The sequence below is a fragment of the Demequina sp. NBRC 110051 genome, from assembly GCF_002090055.1.
In the GTDB taxonomy this organism is placed as follows: domain Bacteria; phylum Actinomycetota; class Actinomycetes; order Actinomycetales; family Demequinaceae; genus Demequina.
This window is the reverse complement of the sequence record NZ_BBRH01000009.1, coordinates 73,480-90,232: the sequence shown is the minus strand read 5'-3', so window position 1 is coordinate 90,232 and position 16,753 is coordinate 73,480. Positions and strand designations below refer to the sequence as shown.

Here is a 16,753-nt window from a genome sequence, read left to right as displayed (position 1 = left end):
GGCTCATCAGGGCGCGCTCAGCTCAGTTGGCGTGGAGCGCGGCATTGAGCTCGATGCCCGAGCCCTTGCGCGCAACGGCCTCGATGGCTCCGGTGACCGAGTTGCGCCAGAACTGGATCCCGTCCTGGCCTGACAGTTCACGGGCCTTCACGATGACGGGGTTGCCGTCCTCGTCGGTGCGGCCCTTGAGCGTGACCTTAGTGCCGGCGGTGATGTACGTGCCCGCCTCGACGACGCAGTCCTCGCCGAGGGCGATGCCGACTCCCGCGTTCGCGCCCAGCAGCGAGCGCGCGCCGATCGAGACGACCTCCTTGCCGCCGCCCGAGAGCGTGCCCATGATGGAGGCGCCGCCGCCGATGTCGGCGCCGTCGTGGACCACCACGCCGGCCGAGATGCGGCCCTCGACCATCGAGTGGCCTAGGGTGCCGGCGTTGAAGTTCACGAAGCCCTCGTGCATGACAGTGGTGCCCTCGGCGAGGTGGGCGCCCAGGCGCACGCGGTCCGCGTCGGCGATGCGCACGCCCGACGGCACCACGTAGTCCACCAGGCGCGGGAACTTGTCGATCCCATAGACCGTGAGCTCCTGGCCGGCGGCGCGGAAGCGCAGGCGAACACCCTCGATGCCCGCGATCGCGCAGGGCCCCGCGGAGGTCCAGACCACGTTGGTGAGCGCGCCGAACACGCCGTCAAGGTTCAGGCCGTGCGGCTGCACGAGGCGGTGCGACAGCAGGTGCAGGCGCAGGTAGGCGTCCTCGACGGAGGCGGGAGCGGCGTCGAGGTCGATGACCGTGCGCACCGCGCGGATCGTGACGCCGCGCAAGGCGTCAGAGCGCTCGGCCTCCACCAGCGCATCGGGGATCTGCTGGCCCGCGGGTGCCTCACCGAGCGCGGGGGAGGGGTACCAGGTGTCGAGGGCAATGCCCTCGGCGTCGTAGGTGGCCAGGCCGAATCCGTAGGCAGGTCGCGTCATGGCGCCCATCCTACGTGCGGCCCCCACCACGGCCGGGCGGGCGGGCATCGCGCAGATTGACAGCGTGGACGCCCGGCAGGGTGCGCGGCTGTGCACGGCCGCCTGGTTAGGCTGACCGCATGGCCGCACTCGACCTCACCGTTCCCGTCGACCAGCTCGCGGCGGCGCTCATCGACATCCCCTCCGTCAGCGGCGGCGAGCACGCCATCGCCGATGCCGTCGAGACGGCGCTTGCGGCCCACGCCCCGCACCTGAGCGTCACCCGCGACGGCGACGCGCTCATCGCCCGCACCGAACTGGGACGCCCCGAGCGCGTGCTGGTCGCCGGCCACCTCGACACCGTGCCCATCAAGGACAACGTCCCGCACACGTGGCAGGACGACGGCACGACCCTCGTGGGCCGCGGCAGCGTCGACATGAAGGCCGGGGTGGCCGTCATGCTGAGCCTCGCCGCGCAGCTCACCGAGCCCGCGCGCGACGTCACCTGGGTGCTGTACGACCACGAGGAGGTCGAGGAGTCCAAGAACGGACTGGGCCGCCTGTCGCGCCACCACCCCCACCTGCTCGAGGCGGACTTCGCGGTTCTCGGGGAGCCCACCAGTGCCACGATCGAGGGCGGCTGCAACGGCACCCTCCGCGCCGACATCACGGTGCGTGGCCGCGCCGCGCACAGCGCCCGCGCATGGAAGGGCGTGAACGCGATCCACGGACTCGCGCCGCTCCTGACCGCCCTCGCCGCCTACGAGCCCGCGACGGTCACCGTGGACGGCCTCGAGTACCGCGAGGGTCTCAACGCGGTGGGCGTGCGCGGCGGCATCGCCGGCAACGTCATCCCCGACGCCGCGACGGTCACCGTCAACTACCGCTTCGCGCCCGACAAGTCGGTGGCCGAGGCCCAGGCACACGTCGAGGCCGTCGTCGCCGGCTCCGGCATCGCCGATTACAGCCTCGAGTGGACCGACCTCGCCGCGGGCTGTCGCCCGGGACTCGACGCTGAACTCGCGCGGTCCTTCGCCGCCTCCGTCGCCGCGGCGGGCGGCGGCGCACCGCGCGCGAAGGTGGGCTGGACCGACGTGGCCCGCTTCGGCGCGCTCGGCATCCCCGCCGTGAACTACGGCCCGGGCGACCCCGAGCTTGCCCACGCCGACGACGAACGCTGCCCGGCGTCCGACATCCACGCGTGCCGCGCGGGACTGGAGGCATGGCTCACGGCCTGACCCCCACCCACGGCGAAGCAGGCACGCGAGCGAGCCACGGCATCGGCCCTATCCGAGGAGGAACCCATGAGTGAGTACCGCAAGGGACCCGTGCTGCTGCGCGGGCGCAACATTCCCCAGAGCTCGACCTCCGGGCGGCTGCTGGGCCACCAGGAGGCCCCGGACTGGCTGCACGAGGACCCGTGGCGCGTGCTGCGCATTCAGAGCGAGTTCGTCGAGGGCTTCGGCGCCCTCGCCGAGATCGGGCCTGCTATTTCGGTGTTCGGTTCGGCTCGCACCAAGGAGGGCGCGACCGACTACGCGCAAGGGGAGACCATCGGCAGGCGGCTGGTGGAGGAGGGCTTCGCGGTCATCACCGGCGGCGGCCCGGGCGTCATGGAGGCGGCGAACAAGGGCGCGCAGGAGGCCGGCGGCGTGTCGATCGGCTTGGGCATCGAGTTGCCATTCGAGCAGGGCGTCAATCGGTACGTGAACCTCGGTATCAACTTCCGCTACTTCTTCGCGCGCAAGACGATGTTCGTCAAGTATGCGCAGGGCTTCATCGCGTTGCCCGGTGGGTTCGGCACCATGGACGAGCTGTTCGAGGCCCTGACCTTGGTGCAGACGCGCACCATCACGCGGTTCCCGATCGTGCTCGTGGGCCACGCGTACTGGGATGGCCTGGTCGAGTGGCTGCGAGGCAGCATGATCGCCGACGGCAAGGCCGCCGAGACCGACCTGGACCTCTTCCATGTGACCGACGACATCGAGGAGGCCATCGCGATCGTCAGCGACTACGCGCGCGGCGAGGGCACGGGGCCGGTCGAGCCCGAGCCGGGCCCGGTCACAGGAAGCATGTGACGCACCTCACCGCGGTGCGGGGACCATGGTCCTGAGGCCGTAGAATAGGACGCGGTGCCGCGCGGCCTGCGCGGCTCATGCAGGAGAGCTTTCGAGGAGAAACGCATATGGCTGCGATGAAGCCCCGTACCGGTGACGGCCCCATGGAGGTCGTGAAGGAGGGTCGCGGCTATGTGATGCGCGTGCCGCTCGAGGGCGGTGGCCGTCTGGTCGTCGAGATCAACGCCGACGAGGTCGCGGCCCTGCGCGACGCTCTCGCGGGCGCCCTTCAGTAGGCGCCTCACCCTTCACTCTTCACACCTGAAGTCCGGACGGCCGATGCCATGGCCGCCCGGACTTTGGCATGTCCCCGTGGGGGTGGGGCCGGTGGGTTAGGGCGCGTTCTTGACGGCGATCAGCAGACCGTCGCCTGACGGGGTCAAGACCGCCGTGAGGCGTTCGTCGTCGCGCACCAGCTTGAGTGTCGAGCGCACGGCGGTCGTCGATTCGTCCCGCTGGGCGGGGTCGGGGACCCGTCCGTGCCACAGCGAGTTGTCGATGACGACCATGCCGCCCACCCTCAGCAGGCGCAGCGCCTGCTCGAGGTACTGGGGGTACTCCGCCTTGCGGGCGTCGATCAGGACCATGTCGTAGCCGCCATCGGTGAGGCGGGGCAGCACGTCGAGTGCGCGGCCGGTGATCATGCGGGCGCGCTCGGGGCGGAAGCCGCCGGCCGTCAACGTCCGCTTGGCGGCCTTGTGGTGCTCGGGCTCCACGTCGATCGTGGTGATGACGCCCTCGTCGCCCATGCCCCGCAGAAGATAGGTGGTGGAAACCCCCGCGCCGGTGCCGATCTCGACGATCGAGCGGGCCCCGCTGACCTGCGCGAGCACCTGCAACAGCTGCCCCGCGCCGGGATGCACGGGGGTGCAGCCCAACTGGTCGGCCGTGTCACGCGCCTCGAGGAGGACGCGGTCCTCGGGCCGGAAGTCCTCGCTATAGGCCCAGTTCGCCGCTTCGATGCTCATCGTTAGCCTCCTCGTGCGCATCGTATCCGGCTTCAAAGGACTTGGGTCTCAGCAAACTCCCAGCAATGAATGGGAACATGGTCCTAGTGACATCCGTTGAGCCGAATGTGGAGGAGGGAACACGCATGACCCAGACGCAGGAGATCTCGACCGCGTCCTCCGCGACCCCAACAACCGCTTCGCACGACCTGACGTGGGAGCGCATCGTCGAGGAGCACTCCGGCCGGGTGTACCGGCTGGCCTATCACCTGACGGGCAATCAGCACGACGCCGAGGACCTCACGCAGGACGTGTTCATCCGCGTGTTCAACTCGCTGTCGCAGTACAAGCCCGGCACTTTCGAAGGCTGGCTGCACCGCATCACGACCAACCTGTTCCTCGACCGTGTGCGCCGTAAGAAGCGCATCCGGTTCGACTTCATGGCCGACGACGATGCCTCTGTCGCCACGTCCGACAGTTTCGACCGCCACGAGCGGTCGGGACAGCCCGAGGACGCCTTCGACATGTCCCATCTGGGCGATGACATCATCGCCGCCCTCGCCGACCTTCAGCCGGAATACCGCGCCGCCGTGGTGCTATCCGACATCGAGGGCCTCAGCTACGAGGAGATCGCCGCCACGCTCGGCATCAAGATGGGCACCGTCCGTTCCCGACTGTCTCGCGCCCGTGCGAAGCTTCGTGAGTCCCTGGCTCACCGCGCACCGACGCGAGGTGACGGGTGAGCGACGCACATCTCGGAGATCGCATCCACGATCTGCTAGACAATCGCCTGAGTACGGAGCAGACGGCCGATGCGATGGCGCACCTTGACGCGTGCGCAGACTGCCGCGTGAGGTGGGATGACCTGCGCGCCGCGCGCGAGGCGCTGCGCACCTCGTCGGCCGGCATCGACATGACCTTCGCCCGTCAACTGCTGGACCGCGAGCACATGGCCGCGGTCGCGCGGGGCGAGTCCAAGCATGTGGCGCGGGCCGCCTCGGGGCGCGGGCACAACCCGGTCCTGATGCTCGCGCTCGTCATGGCCGTGCTGGGCGCCTCCGTGGGCGTCCTGTACTCGCTCGGAGCGCCCGAGGAGGTGACGCTCGCATCCGCGGAGGGCTCCGCCGACCAGGCAGCCGCGGTTCCCGTCACGTTCTACGAGCCGTCGAGCATGCGCAGCGGTGAAGCGCTGCGCGACTGGGCGAGCCCCGCATGGGACTCCGCCGACCTGGTGCCGGTCGAGGCCAAGATGGTGACGGACAGCGATGGGGAAATCGTGTTGGTCCAGTCGCTGCTTGCCGGGCTCGACGCCATTGTGGTGACCGAGCAACGCGGCACCCTTGTCGACGACCTGGCCGAGCGGTTCGACTCGGCCGAGGTCAACGGCTTCACGGTGTTCCTCGTGGGCGACAATCCGCGCCAGATTGTGTGGCAGTGCGGTGAGATCGTGATCTCGGCCACCTGTGACTGCGCGGCGGACACTCTCGAGGCCGTCGCCGCCGCCTTCCCCTCCCATGACCCTGCCGGGGTCCTCGATCGCGTCGTTGACGGCGTGGAGAGGATTGCCGAGGCGGTCACCGGGAACTGACAGATGTAAGGAGCCCCCTCATGACTGACAACCCCTTTGCCTCGCCCCGCGATGACGGTCAGCGCTCGACCCCCGCGGGAGCCGGCCATGACACCGAAGTGATCCCCACGCACCAGGCGCCGCAGGTGGCGCCCACCGCGCAGCAGCCGGTCGCGCCGAGCACGCCTGCTGCGCCCGCTGGGCCCGCGCAGCCCGCTTCGTCGCACCCGGCCCCTCCGGTCGACGAGACTGCCCCGTACACGCCCCCGCTCACCCCGGGACCCGACGGCACCGTCACTACCGCTCAGCCCGCCTACGACGGCTCCGGCTACGGCGCGCCGGCGCCCGTCGCACCTGTCAAGGAGAAGAAGGGCCGCGTGGGCGCGGGTGCCGTCGCGGGTATCGCCGCCGGCGCGCTGCTGCTGGGCCTCGGCGGCGGCGTCGCGGGAGCATGGGCGTTCGACGAGTTCTCCTCGCCCAACGCATCCCTGTCGATGACGACCGGGGAGAGCGTGGACCGGCCCGAGGGCTCGGTCGCCTCCGTCGCCGCGGCCGTGATGCCCTCGGTGGTCTCGATCGAATCCTCCATGCAGGGCGGCGAGGCCACAGGGTCCGGCTTCGTGATTCAGGACGACGGCTACATCCTTACCAACAACCACGTGGTCGACGGCGCGACCGACATCACCGTGGTGTTCTCCGACGGCTCCGAGCACTCGGCCGAGCTCATCGGCGCGACCGCCGACTACGACCTCGCCGTCATCAAGGTCGACGTCACCGGTCTCACGCCACTGACGTTTGCCGACTCCGACGAGGTCGTGGTGGGCGACGCCACCATCGCCGTGGGCTCCCCGCTGGGGCTCGAGGGCACCGTCACCACGGGCATCGTGTCCTCGATGCACCGGCCCGTGACCGCGGGCGACACCCAGTCCCAGGCGTACATCGACGCGCTCCAGACCGACGCGGCGATCAACCCCGGCAACTCGGGCGGCCCGCTGCTGAACGCCAACGGCGAGGTCATCGGCGTGAACTCCGCCATCGCGACCCTGTCGGGCGCGACGTCCGAGACGGGCTCCATCGGCCTGGGCTTCGCGATCCCGTCGAACCAGGCGCAGCGCACCGCCGAGCAGCTCATCGAGAACGGCGTCGCCACCTACCCCGTGATCGGCGTCCAGTTGGACGGCCGCTACACCGGCGAGGGCGTCCAGGTGGTCGACAGCGACGCCGGCGTGGTCGCCGACGGGCCCGCCGATCAGGCCGGGATCGAGCCCGGCGACGTCATCACCGCGATCGACGGTCGACCCATCACGCAATCCGATGAGCTCATCGTCGCGATCCGCGCGAAGGACGCCGGCGACGACGTGGTGCTCACCGTCCAGGACGGCGACAGCGAGCGCGACGTGACCGTCACCCTCGGCTCGAGCAACGAGGTCACGTACGAAGAGACCCCGTAAGCGGGCACAATAGTCGCGTGTTTGGCATCAACGGCGGCGAGCTCCTCGTCATCATCCTGGTCGCGATCCTGGTGGTCGGGCCCGAACGGATGCCCGCCTACGCCAAACAGCTACGCGACTGGGTGGTGCGCGGACGCGACTACGTCAATCAGGGCAAGGACCAGCTCAAGAGCGATGTCGGCGGCGACGTGGACTGGTCCCAGTATGACCCGCGCCAGTACGACCCGCGCCGCATTGTCCGCGAGGCGCTCGCGGAGCCGGCACCGGCTCCGCGAGCGGCCGCGTCCGGCGCAGCGGGGGCGACCGGCGCAGCGGGAGCGACCGGCGCGGCCGGGGCGAGTGCTGCCAGCGGCCCCGCCACGCCATCGGACCGCGCCACGTCACGCGCGCCCAGCGCGGCCGCGCCCTACGACCCCGAGGCCACGTAGCCCCCTGAGCCCTCCTGGCCAACCCAGCCACGGCATCGGCTGATGTCCATGCGGACCCGCACGTGCGCCAGCGCCCGCCGCCCCCACGCCCGCGCCTGCACCGGCACCCGCGCCCGCGCCCGCGCCCGCGCCGGCACCCGCACCGGTGACAAAGTGACGGTGATTGCGACGGGGTACCGCGTGTCGCGGCCCCTGGCACGGCGTGTCGGCCTGAGCACCGTCACTTCGTGACGAGGGCGCGGGACGAGGGCGCGGGACGAGGGCGCGGGACGAGGGCGGGTGGGGAGGCGAGCGGGAGCGGTCCCCGGGGGCCCGTGGAGTTTGGAATGATGGGGTGCATGAAGCCCCGCGTGTTTTCCGCCATGCAGCCCACCTCCGATTCCCTGCACCTGGGGAACTACCTGGGCGCGCTGGTGAACTGGGTGGCGCTGCAGGAGGATTACAACGCGATTTACTCGGTGGTCGACCTCCACGCCCTGACCGTGGCGCCCGAGCCCGAGCAGCTGCGTTCACGCACCCGCCGCACCGCCGCGCAGTTCCTGGCAGCCGGCGTGGACCCCGAGCGCTCGCTGGTCTTCGTCCAGTCGCACGTGCCCGAGCACGCCGAGCTCGCGTGGTTGCTGTCGACCTTCACCGGCTTTGGCGAGGCGTCGCGCATGACGCAGTTCAAGGACAAGTCGGCGAAGGTGGGGGAGGCCGGCACCAACGTGGGCCTGTTCACCTATCCCGTGCTGATGGCGGCCGACATTCTGCTGTACGACACGGACTTGGTGCCCGTGGGCGAGGACCAGCGCCAGCACCTCGAGCTCTCGCGCGACCTCGCCGAGCGTCTCAACACGCGACTGGGCGAGGGTTCGGCGACGGTACCGGAGCCGTACATCGTCAAGGAGACGGCGAAGATCTACGACCTGCAGGAACCGACCAAGAAGATGTCGAAGTCGGCGTCCAACGGCAAGGGCCTCATCGAGATTCTCGAGGACCCCAAGAAGGTCGCCAAGTCCATCAAGTCGGCCGTCACCGACACCGGCAGTGAGATCCGCTTTGACCGCGAGGACAAGCCCGGTGTGTCGAGCCTCCTGTCGATCTACTCGGCCATCGACGGCCGGTCCATCGAGCAACTGGTCGAGGACTACCAGGGCAAGATGTACGGCCACCTGAAGGTGGATTTGGCCGATGCCGTGGTCGCCTATCTCACTCCCATTCGCGACAATGCGATGGAATGGATTGAGTCCCCTGACAAGTTGGACTCAGTACTGGACGAGGGCGCAGCCAAGGCCTCCGCGATTGCCCGTGGAACGCTCGAGCGTCTGTATGACCGCGTAGGACTGTTGAAGCCACAGCGCTGGAGGTGAGCCGATGAGCGGCCGTGACGACCCTCACGCCCACGCCGCGCAGGCAGCACACGAGACGCAGGTCTCGGTGCAGCGGCGTGCGCGCGAGGAAGACATGGGAGCCATCGACCGCACCAAGGAGGCGATCGGCCAGGCCAAGGAGAAGAAGGCCTGGTTCGAGAGGACGCGCGCGGGCCGCACCCTGCAGGTGATGAAGGAACGCAACGCGATGATCCTGTCCGGGGGCATCGCGTATTACTCCTTGACGTCCCTCGCCGCAGGCGTGGTGATCGCCATCACCCTGTCGAGCTTCCTGCTTGCCGGCAACGACGAGTGGCAAGACCGCTTCTACTCGTTCCTCAACGAGGCCGTTCCCGGCGTGGTCGCCACGGGCGGCGAGGACGGGCTCATCACCCCCGATTCGATCCAGCCCGAGACCATCAACGGGGTTGTCGGTCTCGTGTCCTTCTTGGTGCTGTTCAACACCGCGACGCGATACCTCCGCGGCGTGCGGCTGGGAGTGCGCGCGATGCTGGGGCTCACCGAGGCGTCCCCGGCGCAGGGCAAGATTCGCGACTTCATCGCGCTGTTCGCGATCATCATCCTGGTGGTGGCCGGCATCGTGCTGCAGGTGCTGGCGTCCCGGTTCGCCACCTTGTTGGCGTCCTTCCTGTCCGACGGGCTCGCCTCCGACTGGATCATTCGCGGCCCCGCGATCGCGGTCGGTGTGCTCCTCGACGCCGCCTTTGTCGCGCTCGCGATCGTGGTCCTCGGCGGCTACCGCGGCCCCGTGGGGCCGCTGCTGTGGACGCTGCTGCTGTCCGCGCTCGCGATCGGCGTGCTGCGCCAGGGCGTCAACATCATGGTCGAGTCGGTGTCGTCGAACCCCGTCCTGGGCTCCGTGACCGCGGTGTTCACCATCATGATCTTCGTGGACTTCACGGCACGGATCATGATGGGCGCCGCCGCCTGGCTGGGCACCCACCCTGACGTCGCGGAAAGCATCGACGACGAGCCGATCGCCGAGATGCCGACGCCCGCACGCCGCGCGAAGGGCTCGGTCACGACACGTCGGGCGACGGGACGTTAGCCGACCTAGCCTGCCCTGAGGGGTGGCGCGATCGCGCGCTTACCAGTACATTCGCTCGCGTCACCCACGAAGGAGAGCCCGTGACCGAGTACGACCCGTTCCGCCAGCCGTCCTCAGGCGCGCGCAAGGATTCCGACGTCCCCGTCACGGAGCCGATGCCCACCACGCCCGCGTCGTTCGAGCCGCAGTCGTTCGAGCCGCAGGCGACGCCCTCGTGGGCGCCCGAGGGTTCCGCCGCGGCGACTCCTGCCGCTCCCGCCTACGCCGCCGCCCCGGCCCCGACAGCGGCTTCCTCGCGGGCTCCCGGTGCCGCGTCGACGTATGGCCAGCCGTCGACGGCCGCGCCTACCGGCGCGCCGCTCGCGTACGGCGCGGGAACACCCACGTACTCGTATAGCCAGACCACGTCACCCAAGCCTCAGTACGACGGCATCTCGATCGCCGCCTTCGTCACGGGCTTGTTGGGCTTCGCGGTCGTGTCGATCGCGCTCGGCGCCGTCGGCCTGCGCCGCACGGCCGAGGGTGTGCGCCGCGGGACGTGGATGGCGGTCACGGGTCTGATCCTGGGCGTCATCGCCACGATCGCCTGGAGCGCCGCCGCGACCGCGATGATCATGGGCGCCGCGTTCGTCAGCGGATTGGAAACCTCGGACGGCGAGAGTTTCACGGAACAGCTCGAGGATTCGTGGGACACCTACGGAGCCCAGAACTACGGGGACGACCCGGAGCTGGACGCGCTGTACGACCAGTGCGCCGCGGGCGACAACGTCGCGTGCGACGACCTCTACTGGAGCAGTGGTGCGGGCTCGGAGTACGAGTCGTTCGCGCAGGACTGCGGCGGTCGCGGCATGCCCGCGGGGCAGTTCTATTGCGACCCCGACTCGCAGTGGTGAAGCCGGGGCGTTAAGCCGGCCACGGCATCGGCCGGGCGCAACCGGCCCCACACGCACGAGCGGGTGGCATCTCGAAGCCGAGATGCCACCCGCTCGTGCGTTGCCGCGACTGACTACACGGTGCCGGTGGTCAGCGCCCTCTTCACCTCGGAGATGGCCTTCGTGACCTCGATGCCGCGAGGGCAGGCCTCGGTGCAGTTGAAGGCCGTGCGGCACTTCCACACGCCGGCCTTGTCGTTGAGGATCTCGAGGCGGTCCCACTCGCCCTCGTCGCGCGAGTCGAAGATGAAGCGGTGCGCGCCCACGATGGCCTGCGGCCCGAAGTACTGGCCATCGGTCCAGAACACCGGGCAACTGGTGGTGCACGCGGCGCACAGGATGCACTTGGTGGTGTCGTCGAACTTGGCGCGGTCCTCGGGGGACTGCAGGCGCTCGCGCTCGGGCGTGGGCCCGCTCGTCATGAGGAACGGCATGATCTCGCGGTAGGACGCGAAGAACGGCTCCATGTCGACGATGAGGTCCTTCTCGACCGGCAGGCCCTTGATGGGCTCGACAGTGATGGGACGCGCGGGGTTGAGATCCTTCAGGAGCGTCTTGCAGGCCAGGCGGTTGCGGGCATTGATGCGCATCGCATCCGAGCCGCACACGCCGTGCGCGCACGAGCGACGGAAGGCGAGGGTGCCGTCGATGTCCCACTTGATCTTGTGCAGGGCGTCGAGCACGCGGTCGGTGGCGTGCGCCTCGACCGTGAACTCCTCCCAGTACTCCGAGCCGGGCTCGCGGCCGTCCAGGCCGTCGGGATCGAAGCGCAGGATCTTCAGCGTCACCGTCATCGACGGGACGGCGCCGGCCTTCGCGGGTGCCTCAGCGGTTGCGGTCATATCCGTGCCCTCCCTTAGTACTTACGCTCCATCGGCTGGTACCGGGTCACCACGACGGGCTTCCAGTCCAGCTCGACGGTGCCGTCGGCGCGCTTGTAGGCCATGGTGTGCTGCATGAAGTTCTCGTCGTCGCGCGTGGGGAAATCCTCGCGGTAGTGACCGCCGCGGGACTCCTTGCGAGCCTCGGCGCCGGCGACGACGACCTCGGACAGCTCGAGCAGGAAGCCCAGCTCGATGGCCTCCAGCAGGTCCGTGTTGAAGCGCGTGCCGCGGTCGTGGATCGCGATGTTCTTGTAGCGCTCCTGGAGGTCCTTGACGACCGCGTGCGCCTCGGCCAGCGACTCGGCGGTGCGGAACACCTGGACGTTCATGTCCATGGTCTCCTGAAGTTCGCGTCGCAGCTGCGCCACACGCTCGGTGCCGTCGCCGCGCACGGTCGCCCTGAGTGAGGCGACCGTCTGTTCCAAGCCGGCCGATGCATCGGCCGGAAGGGTAGGGATGGCGTCCGTCGCGTTGGCGTACTCCGCGGCGGCGATGCCGGCGCGGCGGCCGAACACGTTGATGTCGAGCAGCGAGTTGGTGCCCAGGCGGTTGGCGCCGTGGACGGACACGCACGCGCACTCGCCGGCGGCGTACAGGCCCTTGACGACGTGGGTGTTGTCGCGCAGCACCTCGCCCTGAACCGTGGTGGGGATGCCACCCATCGCGTAGTGAGCGGTGGGGAACACCGGCACGGGCTCGGTGTACGGCTCGACGCCCAGGTACGTGCGGGCGAACTCGGTGATGTCGGGCAGCTTCGCGTCGATGTGCGCGGGCTCGAGGTGCGTGAGGTCCAGCAGGACGTAGTCCTTGTTGGGGCCGCAGCCGCGTCCCTCGCGCACCTCGTTGGCCATCGCGCGGGCGACCATGTCGCGTGGCGCAAGGTCCTTAATGGTGGGCGCGTAGCGCTCCATGAAGCGCTCGCCCTCGGAGTTGCGCAGGATGCCGCCCTCGCCGCGCGCGGCCTCGGACAGCAGGATGCCCAGGCCCGCAAGGCCTGTGGGGTGGAACTGGAAGAACTCCATATCCTCGAGCGGGATGCCGGCGCGTAGCGCGATGCCCATGCCGTCGCCGGTGAGCGTGTGGGCGTTCGAGGTGGTCTTGAAGACCTTGCCCGCGCCGCCCGTCGCGAAGATCACCGACTTCGCGCGGAACGTGTGGATCTCGCCGCTGGCCAGCGAGTATGCGACCACGCCCGAGACGGACACCTCACCGTCCTCGCCGGCGGCCTGCGGGTCGCCGTCCAGGATGAGGTCGAGCGCGTAGAACTCGTTGAAGAATTCCACCTCCTGCTTGATGCACTGTTGGTAGAGCGTCTGCAGGATCATGTGGCCGGTGCGGTCCGCCGCGTAGCAGGCACGACGCACGGCGGCCTCGCCGTGGTTGCGGGTGTGACCGCCAAAGCGGCGCTGGTCCACCTTGCCCTCGGGCGTGCGGTTGAACGGCAGGCCCATCTTCTCGAGGTCGAGGACCGCGTCGATGGCCTCGTTGCACAGGATCTCCGCCGCGTCCTGGTCGACCAGGTAGTCGCCGCCCTTGATCGTGTCGAAGGTGTGCCACTCGGCATTGTCGTCCTCGACGTTGGACAGCGCGGCCGCCATGCCGCCCTGCGCCGCACCGGTGTGGGAGCGGGTGGGGTACAGCTTGGTGATGACGGCCGTCTTGGCGCGCTGCGAGCTCTCCAGCGCGGCGCGCATGCCGGCGCCGCCGGCGCCCACGATGACGACGTCGAATTCGTGCTCGGTGGCCATTTAGATGTCCTCACAGATGCTGGGAAGAAGGGACGGGTCGGCGTCCGCGGGGCACGGGTCGAAGGTGAACAACACCAGCGTGCCGAGCACGACGATCACGACGGTTGCGATGCGCAGCGCCCACTGCAGCGTGGCGCGCCACGCGGGCTTGCGGGCATAGTCGTCGATCACCATGCGCATGCCGTTGGCGCCGTGGATCATCGCGAGCGTCAGCATGAGGAAGTCGAACCACTGCCAGAACGGGCTCGCGAGCTTGCCCGCGACAAAGGCGAAGTCGATCTGGTTGATGCCGTCGCCCGACCACAGGTTGATGAACAGGTGCGTGAAGATCAGCACGATGAGGACCACGCCGGAGACGCGCTGGAAGATCCAGGACCATCGCTGGGCACGGCCCAGGGTCGAGTGGCTGACGGGGCGCTTGGGCGCCGTGAGGTCGGGAGCCTGAGCCATCATGCACCCCCGAAGGCGTGCATCAGGTGGCGCGGCAGGAAGCCGAGCATGAGGATCGCGAAGCCGATCCACACCGCCCAGACCAGCTGGCGCTGGTGACGCAGGGCCCAGGTGGAGCGGTCCACGGCGATGACGCGCAGGCCGTTGAAGGCATGCAGCGCGATCGCGGCGACGAGCCCGGCCTCGATGATCGCGTAGAGCGGGGTCTTGTACGACCCGATCACCTCGTTATAGGCCTCTGGCGACACGCGCACGAGCGCGGTATCGAGCACGTGAACGAGCAAGAAAAAGAAGATGGCGATGCCCGTCGTGCGATGCACGACCCACATCCACATCCCCTCATGGCCCCTGTACAGCGTCGTCGCTGGCGACACGGAGACTCCTTCGATGGTTCCGGGATTCCGCGACCCATCCTAATGTGGTCGCATGACAGCTGAGGCCACCCCCAAGGATTTCGTACACGATTTTGTCGCGGTGGTGCCGGCGGGGGGAGTGGGGTCGCGCCTGTGGCCCCTGTCGCAGCCCTCGCGGCCCAAGTTCCTGATCGACCTGCTCGACACCGGCGCGACGCTGATCCAGGACACGGTCGCGCGGCTCTCGCCGCTGGCCGAGGAGACGGTGATCGTCACCGGGGCCCGGCATGCCGATGCCGTGGCCGGGCAGTTGCCGGACGTCCCGGCGGGCGACATCATCGCCGAGCCCAGCCCGCGCGACTCCATGGCGGCGATCGCCCTGGCCGCCGCGGTGATCGAGGAGCGCCACGGCGAGCGGATCATGGGTTCATTTGCCGCCGACCACGTGATTCCCGACGCGACCGGCTTCCACGCCGCAGTGCGCCTGGCGGTCGAGGCCGCACGCACCGGCAAGGTCGTGACCATCGGCATCACGCCGGACGCCCCGTCGAGCGCGTTCGGATACATCAAGGCCGGGGCATCCTTGGCAGGGGTCGACGGCGCCTTCGCCGTCGAGGCCTTCACCGAGAAACCCGATGAGGAGACCGCGGCCGCGATGCTCGCGTCGGGTGGCTACTCGTGGAACGCCGGCATGTTCGTGGTGTCGACATCGGTGCTGCTCGCGCACCTGGCGCGCCTGCAGCCCACGCTCGAGGCGGGGGTACGTGAGATCGCGGCGGCCTGGGACGGTGCCGAGCGCGACGAGGTGCTCGCCCGCGTGTGGCCCACGCTGACCAAGATCGCGATCGACCACGCGATCGCCGAGCCGGTGGCCGCCGAGGGCGGCGTCGCCATGGTCCCCGGCGACTTCCCCTGGCACGACGTGGGCGACTTCGACTCGCTCGCGTCGCTGCTGACGGCCGATGCGGATGGCGCCATCCGTGTGAGTCGTTCGGGTCCCGTATCGCTCGTCGGCGCCCCTGGCGCCGTGGTGGTCGGCGGCTCGAAGCCGCTGGCCATCGTGGGTCTGGCCGATGCCGTGGTGGTCGACACGGACGAGGCCCTCCTGGTGCTAGGCCGGGAGGCCGCACAGCGCGTCAAGGATGTGCAATTCCCCGGTTAAGACTTGTTCAGGAGCGCCCTTACCAGGCCAGATTGATACCGAACCGTAGCCTGCGCGCAACAAACCTGGTGCCCGCGGAAACACGCCGCTGCGTAGCATGTCTCACAACGCAAGAGCCTGGCGTACCCCTACAGGCACGACAAGTGAGGAATCACATGAAGACCATGATTCGTATTGGTGCGGTGGCCGCTGCCTCCGCCCTCGCGCTCGCCGCGTGTGCGTCGGCTCCCGAGGACGAACCCACCGAGGAGACCACGACCGGAACCGAGACTTCCGAGACCGCCGCCCCCGCTGAGGACGTCGACTTCATGGCTTGCATGGTCTCCGACGCCGGCGGCTTCGACGACAAGTCGTTCAACCAGTCCGCGTACGAGGGCCTCGAGCGCGCCGTTGCGGAGCTGGGCGTCACCAAGGCCGAGGCCGAGTCCACCTCGGACTCCGACTACGGCCCCAACCTCGAGGCGCAGGTCGCCGCGGGTTGCGACCTCATCATCACTGTGGGCTTCCTGCTGAGCCAGGCCACCGTCGACTCGGCGCTTGCCAACCCCGACGTGTCCTACGCGATCATCGACGACCTCGCTGACAACGACTTCGACGGCACCACGGACGCCCCGAACATCAAGCCCATCACCTTCGAGACGGACGAGGCCGCGTTCCTCGCCGGCTACGCGGCGGCCTCGGCCTCCACGACCGGCACCGTCGGCACCTTCGGTGGTATCGAGATCCCCTCGGTCACCATCTTCATGACCGGCTACCAGGCCGGTGTCGAGTACTACAACGAGCAGAACGACGCCGACGTGCAGGTGCTCGGTATGGACTCGTTCTCCGGTGACTTCGACGACCAGTCGCAGGGCACCAACATCACCAATGGCTTCCTCGACCAGGGCGCGGACATCGTCATGCCCGTCGCCGGCCCCGTGGGCCTCGGCGCCGCCTCGGCGATTCAGTCGGCGGGCGACGCCTGGCTGATCGGTGTGGACTCCGACTGGACCCAGACCGCTCCCGAGTACGCGGACATCGTCTTCACGTCGGTGCTCAAGAACATCGGTAACTCGGTCTTCGACACCATCGAGTCGACCGTCAACGACGGCTTCGTGGCGGACCCCTACGTGGGCACGCTCGAGAACGAGGGCGTCGGCGTGGCCGACTTCGCCGAGGGCACCGTCTCCGACGACGTCATCGCCGCACTCGACGAGATCTCGGCCGGCATCATCGCCGGTGACATCGAGGCCTCCGGCGCCGCCGAGTAACCAGCAGTACCAGGGGAGCAACCCCCCCCACCAGCGAGGGGCGTGCCGCGTGGACGCGGCACGCCCCTCGTGCTTGACTTGAACGAACAGCCGC

18 protein-coding genes and 1 pseudogene are annotated in these 16,753 nt (G+C 69.1%); 13 read left to right on the top strand and 6 right to left on the bottom strand.

Translation table 11 applies throughout. The features are described from left to right. Positions 1–22: 22 nt before the first annotated feature. Complete coding sequence (dapD, locus tag B7K20_RS04210; protein WP_084100841.1) at positions 23–970, bottom strand: 2,3,4,5-tetrahydropyridine-2,6-dicarboxylate N-succinyltransferase; 948 nt, start codon at positions 968–970, stop codon at positions 23–25. A 119-nt stretch (positions 971–1,089) separates the two neighbouring features. On the opposite strand from dapD, the gene dapE reads away from it, so the two are divergent. The 3 genes from dapE to B7K20_RS04195 all read left to right on the top strand — a co-directional run bounded on the left by dapE (position 1,090) and on the right by B7K20_RS04195 (position 3,302). Beyond that, positions 1,090–2,187, top strand: coding sequence for a succinyl-diaminopimelate desuccinylase (gene dapE / locus B7K20_RS04205; RefSeq protein WP_084100838.1), 1,098 nt, complete (start codon positions 1,090–1,092; stop codon positions 2,185–2,187). Positions 2,188–2,253: 66 nt separating this feature from the next. Then, positions 2,254–3,027 (top strand): TIGR00730 family Rossman fold protein, encoded by a 774-nt coding sequence (locus B7K20_RS04200; protein ID WP_084100835.1) that lies wholly within the window; start codon positions 2,254–2,256, stop codon positions 3,025–3,027. 107 nt (positions 3,028–3,134) lie between these two features. Further along, a complete protein-coding gene (locus B7K20_RS04195) occupies positions 3,135–3,302 on the top strand; it encodes a DUF3117 domain-containing protein (RefSeq protein ID WP_084078917.1) in 168 nt (55 codons plus the stop codon). A gap of 96 nt (positions 3,303–3,398) precedes the next feature. Here the strand turns inward: B7K20_RS04195 and B7K20_RS04190 are convergent, their stop codons facing one another. Then, positions 3,399–4,034 (bottom strand): O-methyltransferase, encoded by a 636-nt coding sequence (locus B7K20_RS04190; RefSeq protein ID WP_084100832.1) that lies wholly within the window; start codon positions 4,032–4,034, stop codon positions 3,399–3,401. Between the two features lie 125 nt (positions 4,035–4,159). Between B7K20_RS04190 and sigE the strand changes: the two genes are divergently transcribed. The 8 genes and pseudogenes from sigE to B7K20_RS04155 all read left to right on the top strand — a co-directional run bounded on the left by sigE (position 4,160) and on the right by B7K20_RS04155 (position 10,773). Further along, on the top strand, positions 4,160–4,756 hold the full coding sequence (sigE, locus tag B7K20_RS04185; protein ID WP_084100829.1) for an RNA polymerase sigma factor SigE: 597 nt from the start codon (positions 4,160–4,162) through the stop codon (positions 4,754–4,756). Continuing rightward, positions 4,753–4,851: pseudogene (locus B7K20_RS13430) on the top strand (hypothetical protein); the annotation flags it as partial. The gene sigE and the pseudogene B7K20_RS13430, both read left to right, overlap by 4 nt. Positions 4,852–4,863: 12 nt before the next feature. Next, positions 4,864–5,601, top strand: a complete 738-nt coding sequence (locus B7K20_RS04180) for a hypothetical protein (RefSeq protein WP_234985711.1) — start codon at positions 4,864–4,866, stop codon at positions 5,599–5,601. Positions 5,602–5,621: 20 nt separating this feature from the next. After that, the gene (locus tag B7K20_RS04175) at positions 5,622–7,031 is read left to right on the top strand and encodes a S1C family serine protease (protein WP_084100823.1); all 1,410 of its coding nucleotides are present in this window, start codon (positions 5,622–5,624) and stop codon (positions 7,029–7,031) included. 17 nt (positions 7,032–7,048) lie between these two features. Next, complete coding sequence (locus B7K20_RS04170) at positions 7,049–7,459, top strand: twin-arginine translocase TatA/TatE family subunit (RefSeq protein WP_084100821.1); 411 nt, start codon at positions 7,049–7,051, stop codon at positions 7,457–7,459. Between the two features lie 338 nt (positions 7,460–7,797). Then, positions 7,798–8,811, top strand: coding sequence for a tryptophan--tRNA ligase (trpS, locus tag B7K20_RS04165; RefSeq protein WP_371327862.1), 1,014 nt, complete (start codon positions 7,798–7,800; stop codon positions 8,809–8,811). A 4-nt stretch (positions 8,812–8,815) separates the two neighbouring features. Further along, complete coding sequence (locus B7K20_RS04160; protein WP_084100818.1) at positions 8,816–9,880, top strand: YihY/virulence factor BrkB family protein; 1,065 nt, start codon at positions 8,816–8,818, stop codon at positions 9,878–9,880. Between the two features lie 80 nt (positions 9,881–9,960). Continuing rightward, positions 9,961–10,773, top strand: a complete 813-nt coding sequence (locus B7K20_RS04155; RefSeq protein ID WP_084100815.1) for a DUF4190 domain-containing protein — start codon at positions 9,961–9,963, stop codon at positions 10,771–10,773. A gap of 113 nt (positions 10,774–10,886) precedes the next feature. On the opposite strand, the gene B7K20_RS04150 is transcribed toward B7K20_RS04155, so the two are convergent. From B7K20_RS04150 to sdhC, 4 genes are read right to left on the bottom strand one after another with little or no spacing between them, the layout of a single operon-like run. Then, entirely contained in the window at positions 10,887–11,654 is a 768-nt protein-coding gene (locus tag B7K20_RS04150) for a succinate dehydrogenase iron-sulfur subunit (protein ID WP_084100812.1), read from the bottom strand. Between the two features lie 14 nt (positions 11,655–11,668). After that, complete coding sequence (sdhA, locus tag B7K20_RS04145) at positions 11,669–13,444, bottom strand: succinate dehydrogenase flavoprotein subunit (RefSeq protein WP_084100809.1); 1,776 nt, start codon at positions 13,442–13,444, stop codon at positions 11,669–11,671. Then, entirely contained in the window at positions 13,445–13,894 is a 450-nt protein-coding gene (gene sdhD, locus B7K20_RS04140) for a succinate dehydrogenase, hydrophobic membrane anchor protein (RefSeq protein ID WP_084101071.1), read from the bottom strand. Further along, on the bottom strand, positions 13,894–14,229 hold the full coding sequence (sdhC, locus tag B7K20_RS04135) for a succinate dehydrogenase, cytochrome b556 subunit (protein ID WP_084101069.1): 336 nt from the start codon (positions 14,227–14,229) through the stop codon (positions 13,894–13,896). The genes sdhD and sdhC overlap by 1 nt, the downstream gene beginning before the upstream one ends. 91 nt (positions 14,230–14,320) lie before the next feature. On the opposite strand from sdhC, the gene B7K20_RS04130 reads away from it, so the two are divergent. Together B7K20_RS04130 and B7K20_RS04125 are read left to right on the top strand one after the other, a co-directional pair. After that, the gene (locus tag B7K20_RS04130) at positions 14,321–15,409 is read left to right on the top strand and encodes a mannose-1-phosphate guanylyltransferase (RefSeq protein WP_084100806.1); all 1,089 of its coding nucleotides are present in this window, start codon (positions 14,321–14,323) and stop codon (positions 15,407–15,409) included. Positions 15,410–15,564: 155 nt separating this feature from the next. Further along, entirely contained in the window at positions 15,565–16,659 is a 1,095-nt protein-coding gene (locus B7K20_RS04125; protein WP_084100804.1) for a BMP family protein, read from the top strand. Positions 16,660–16,753 lie beyond the last annotated feature (94 nt).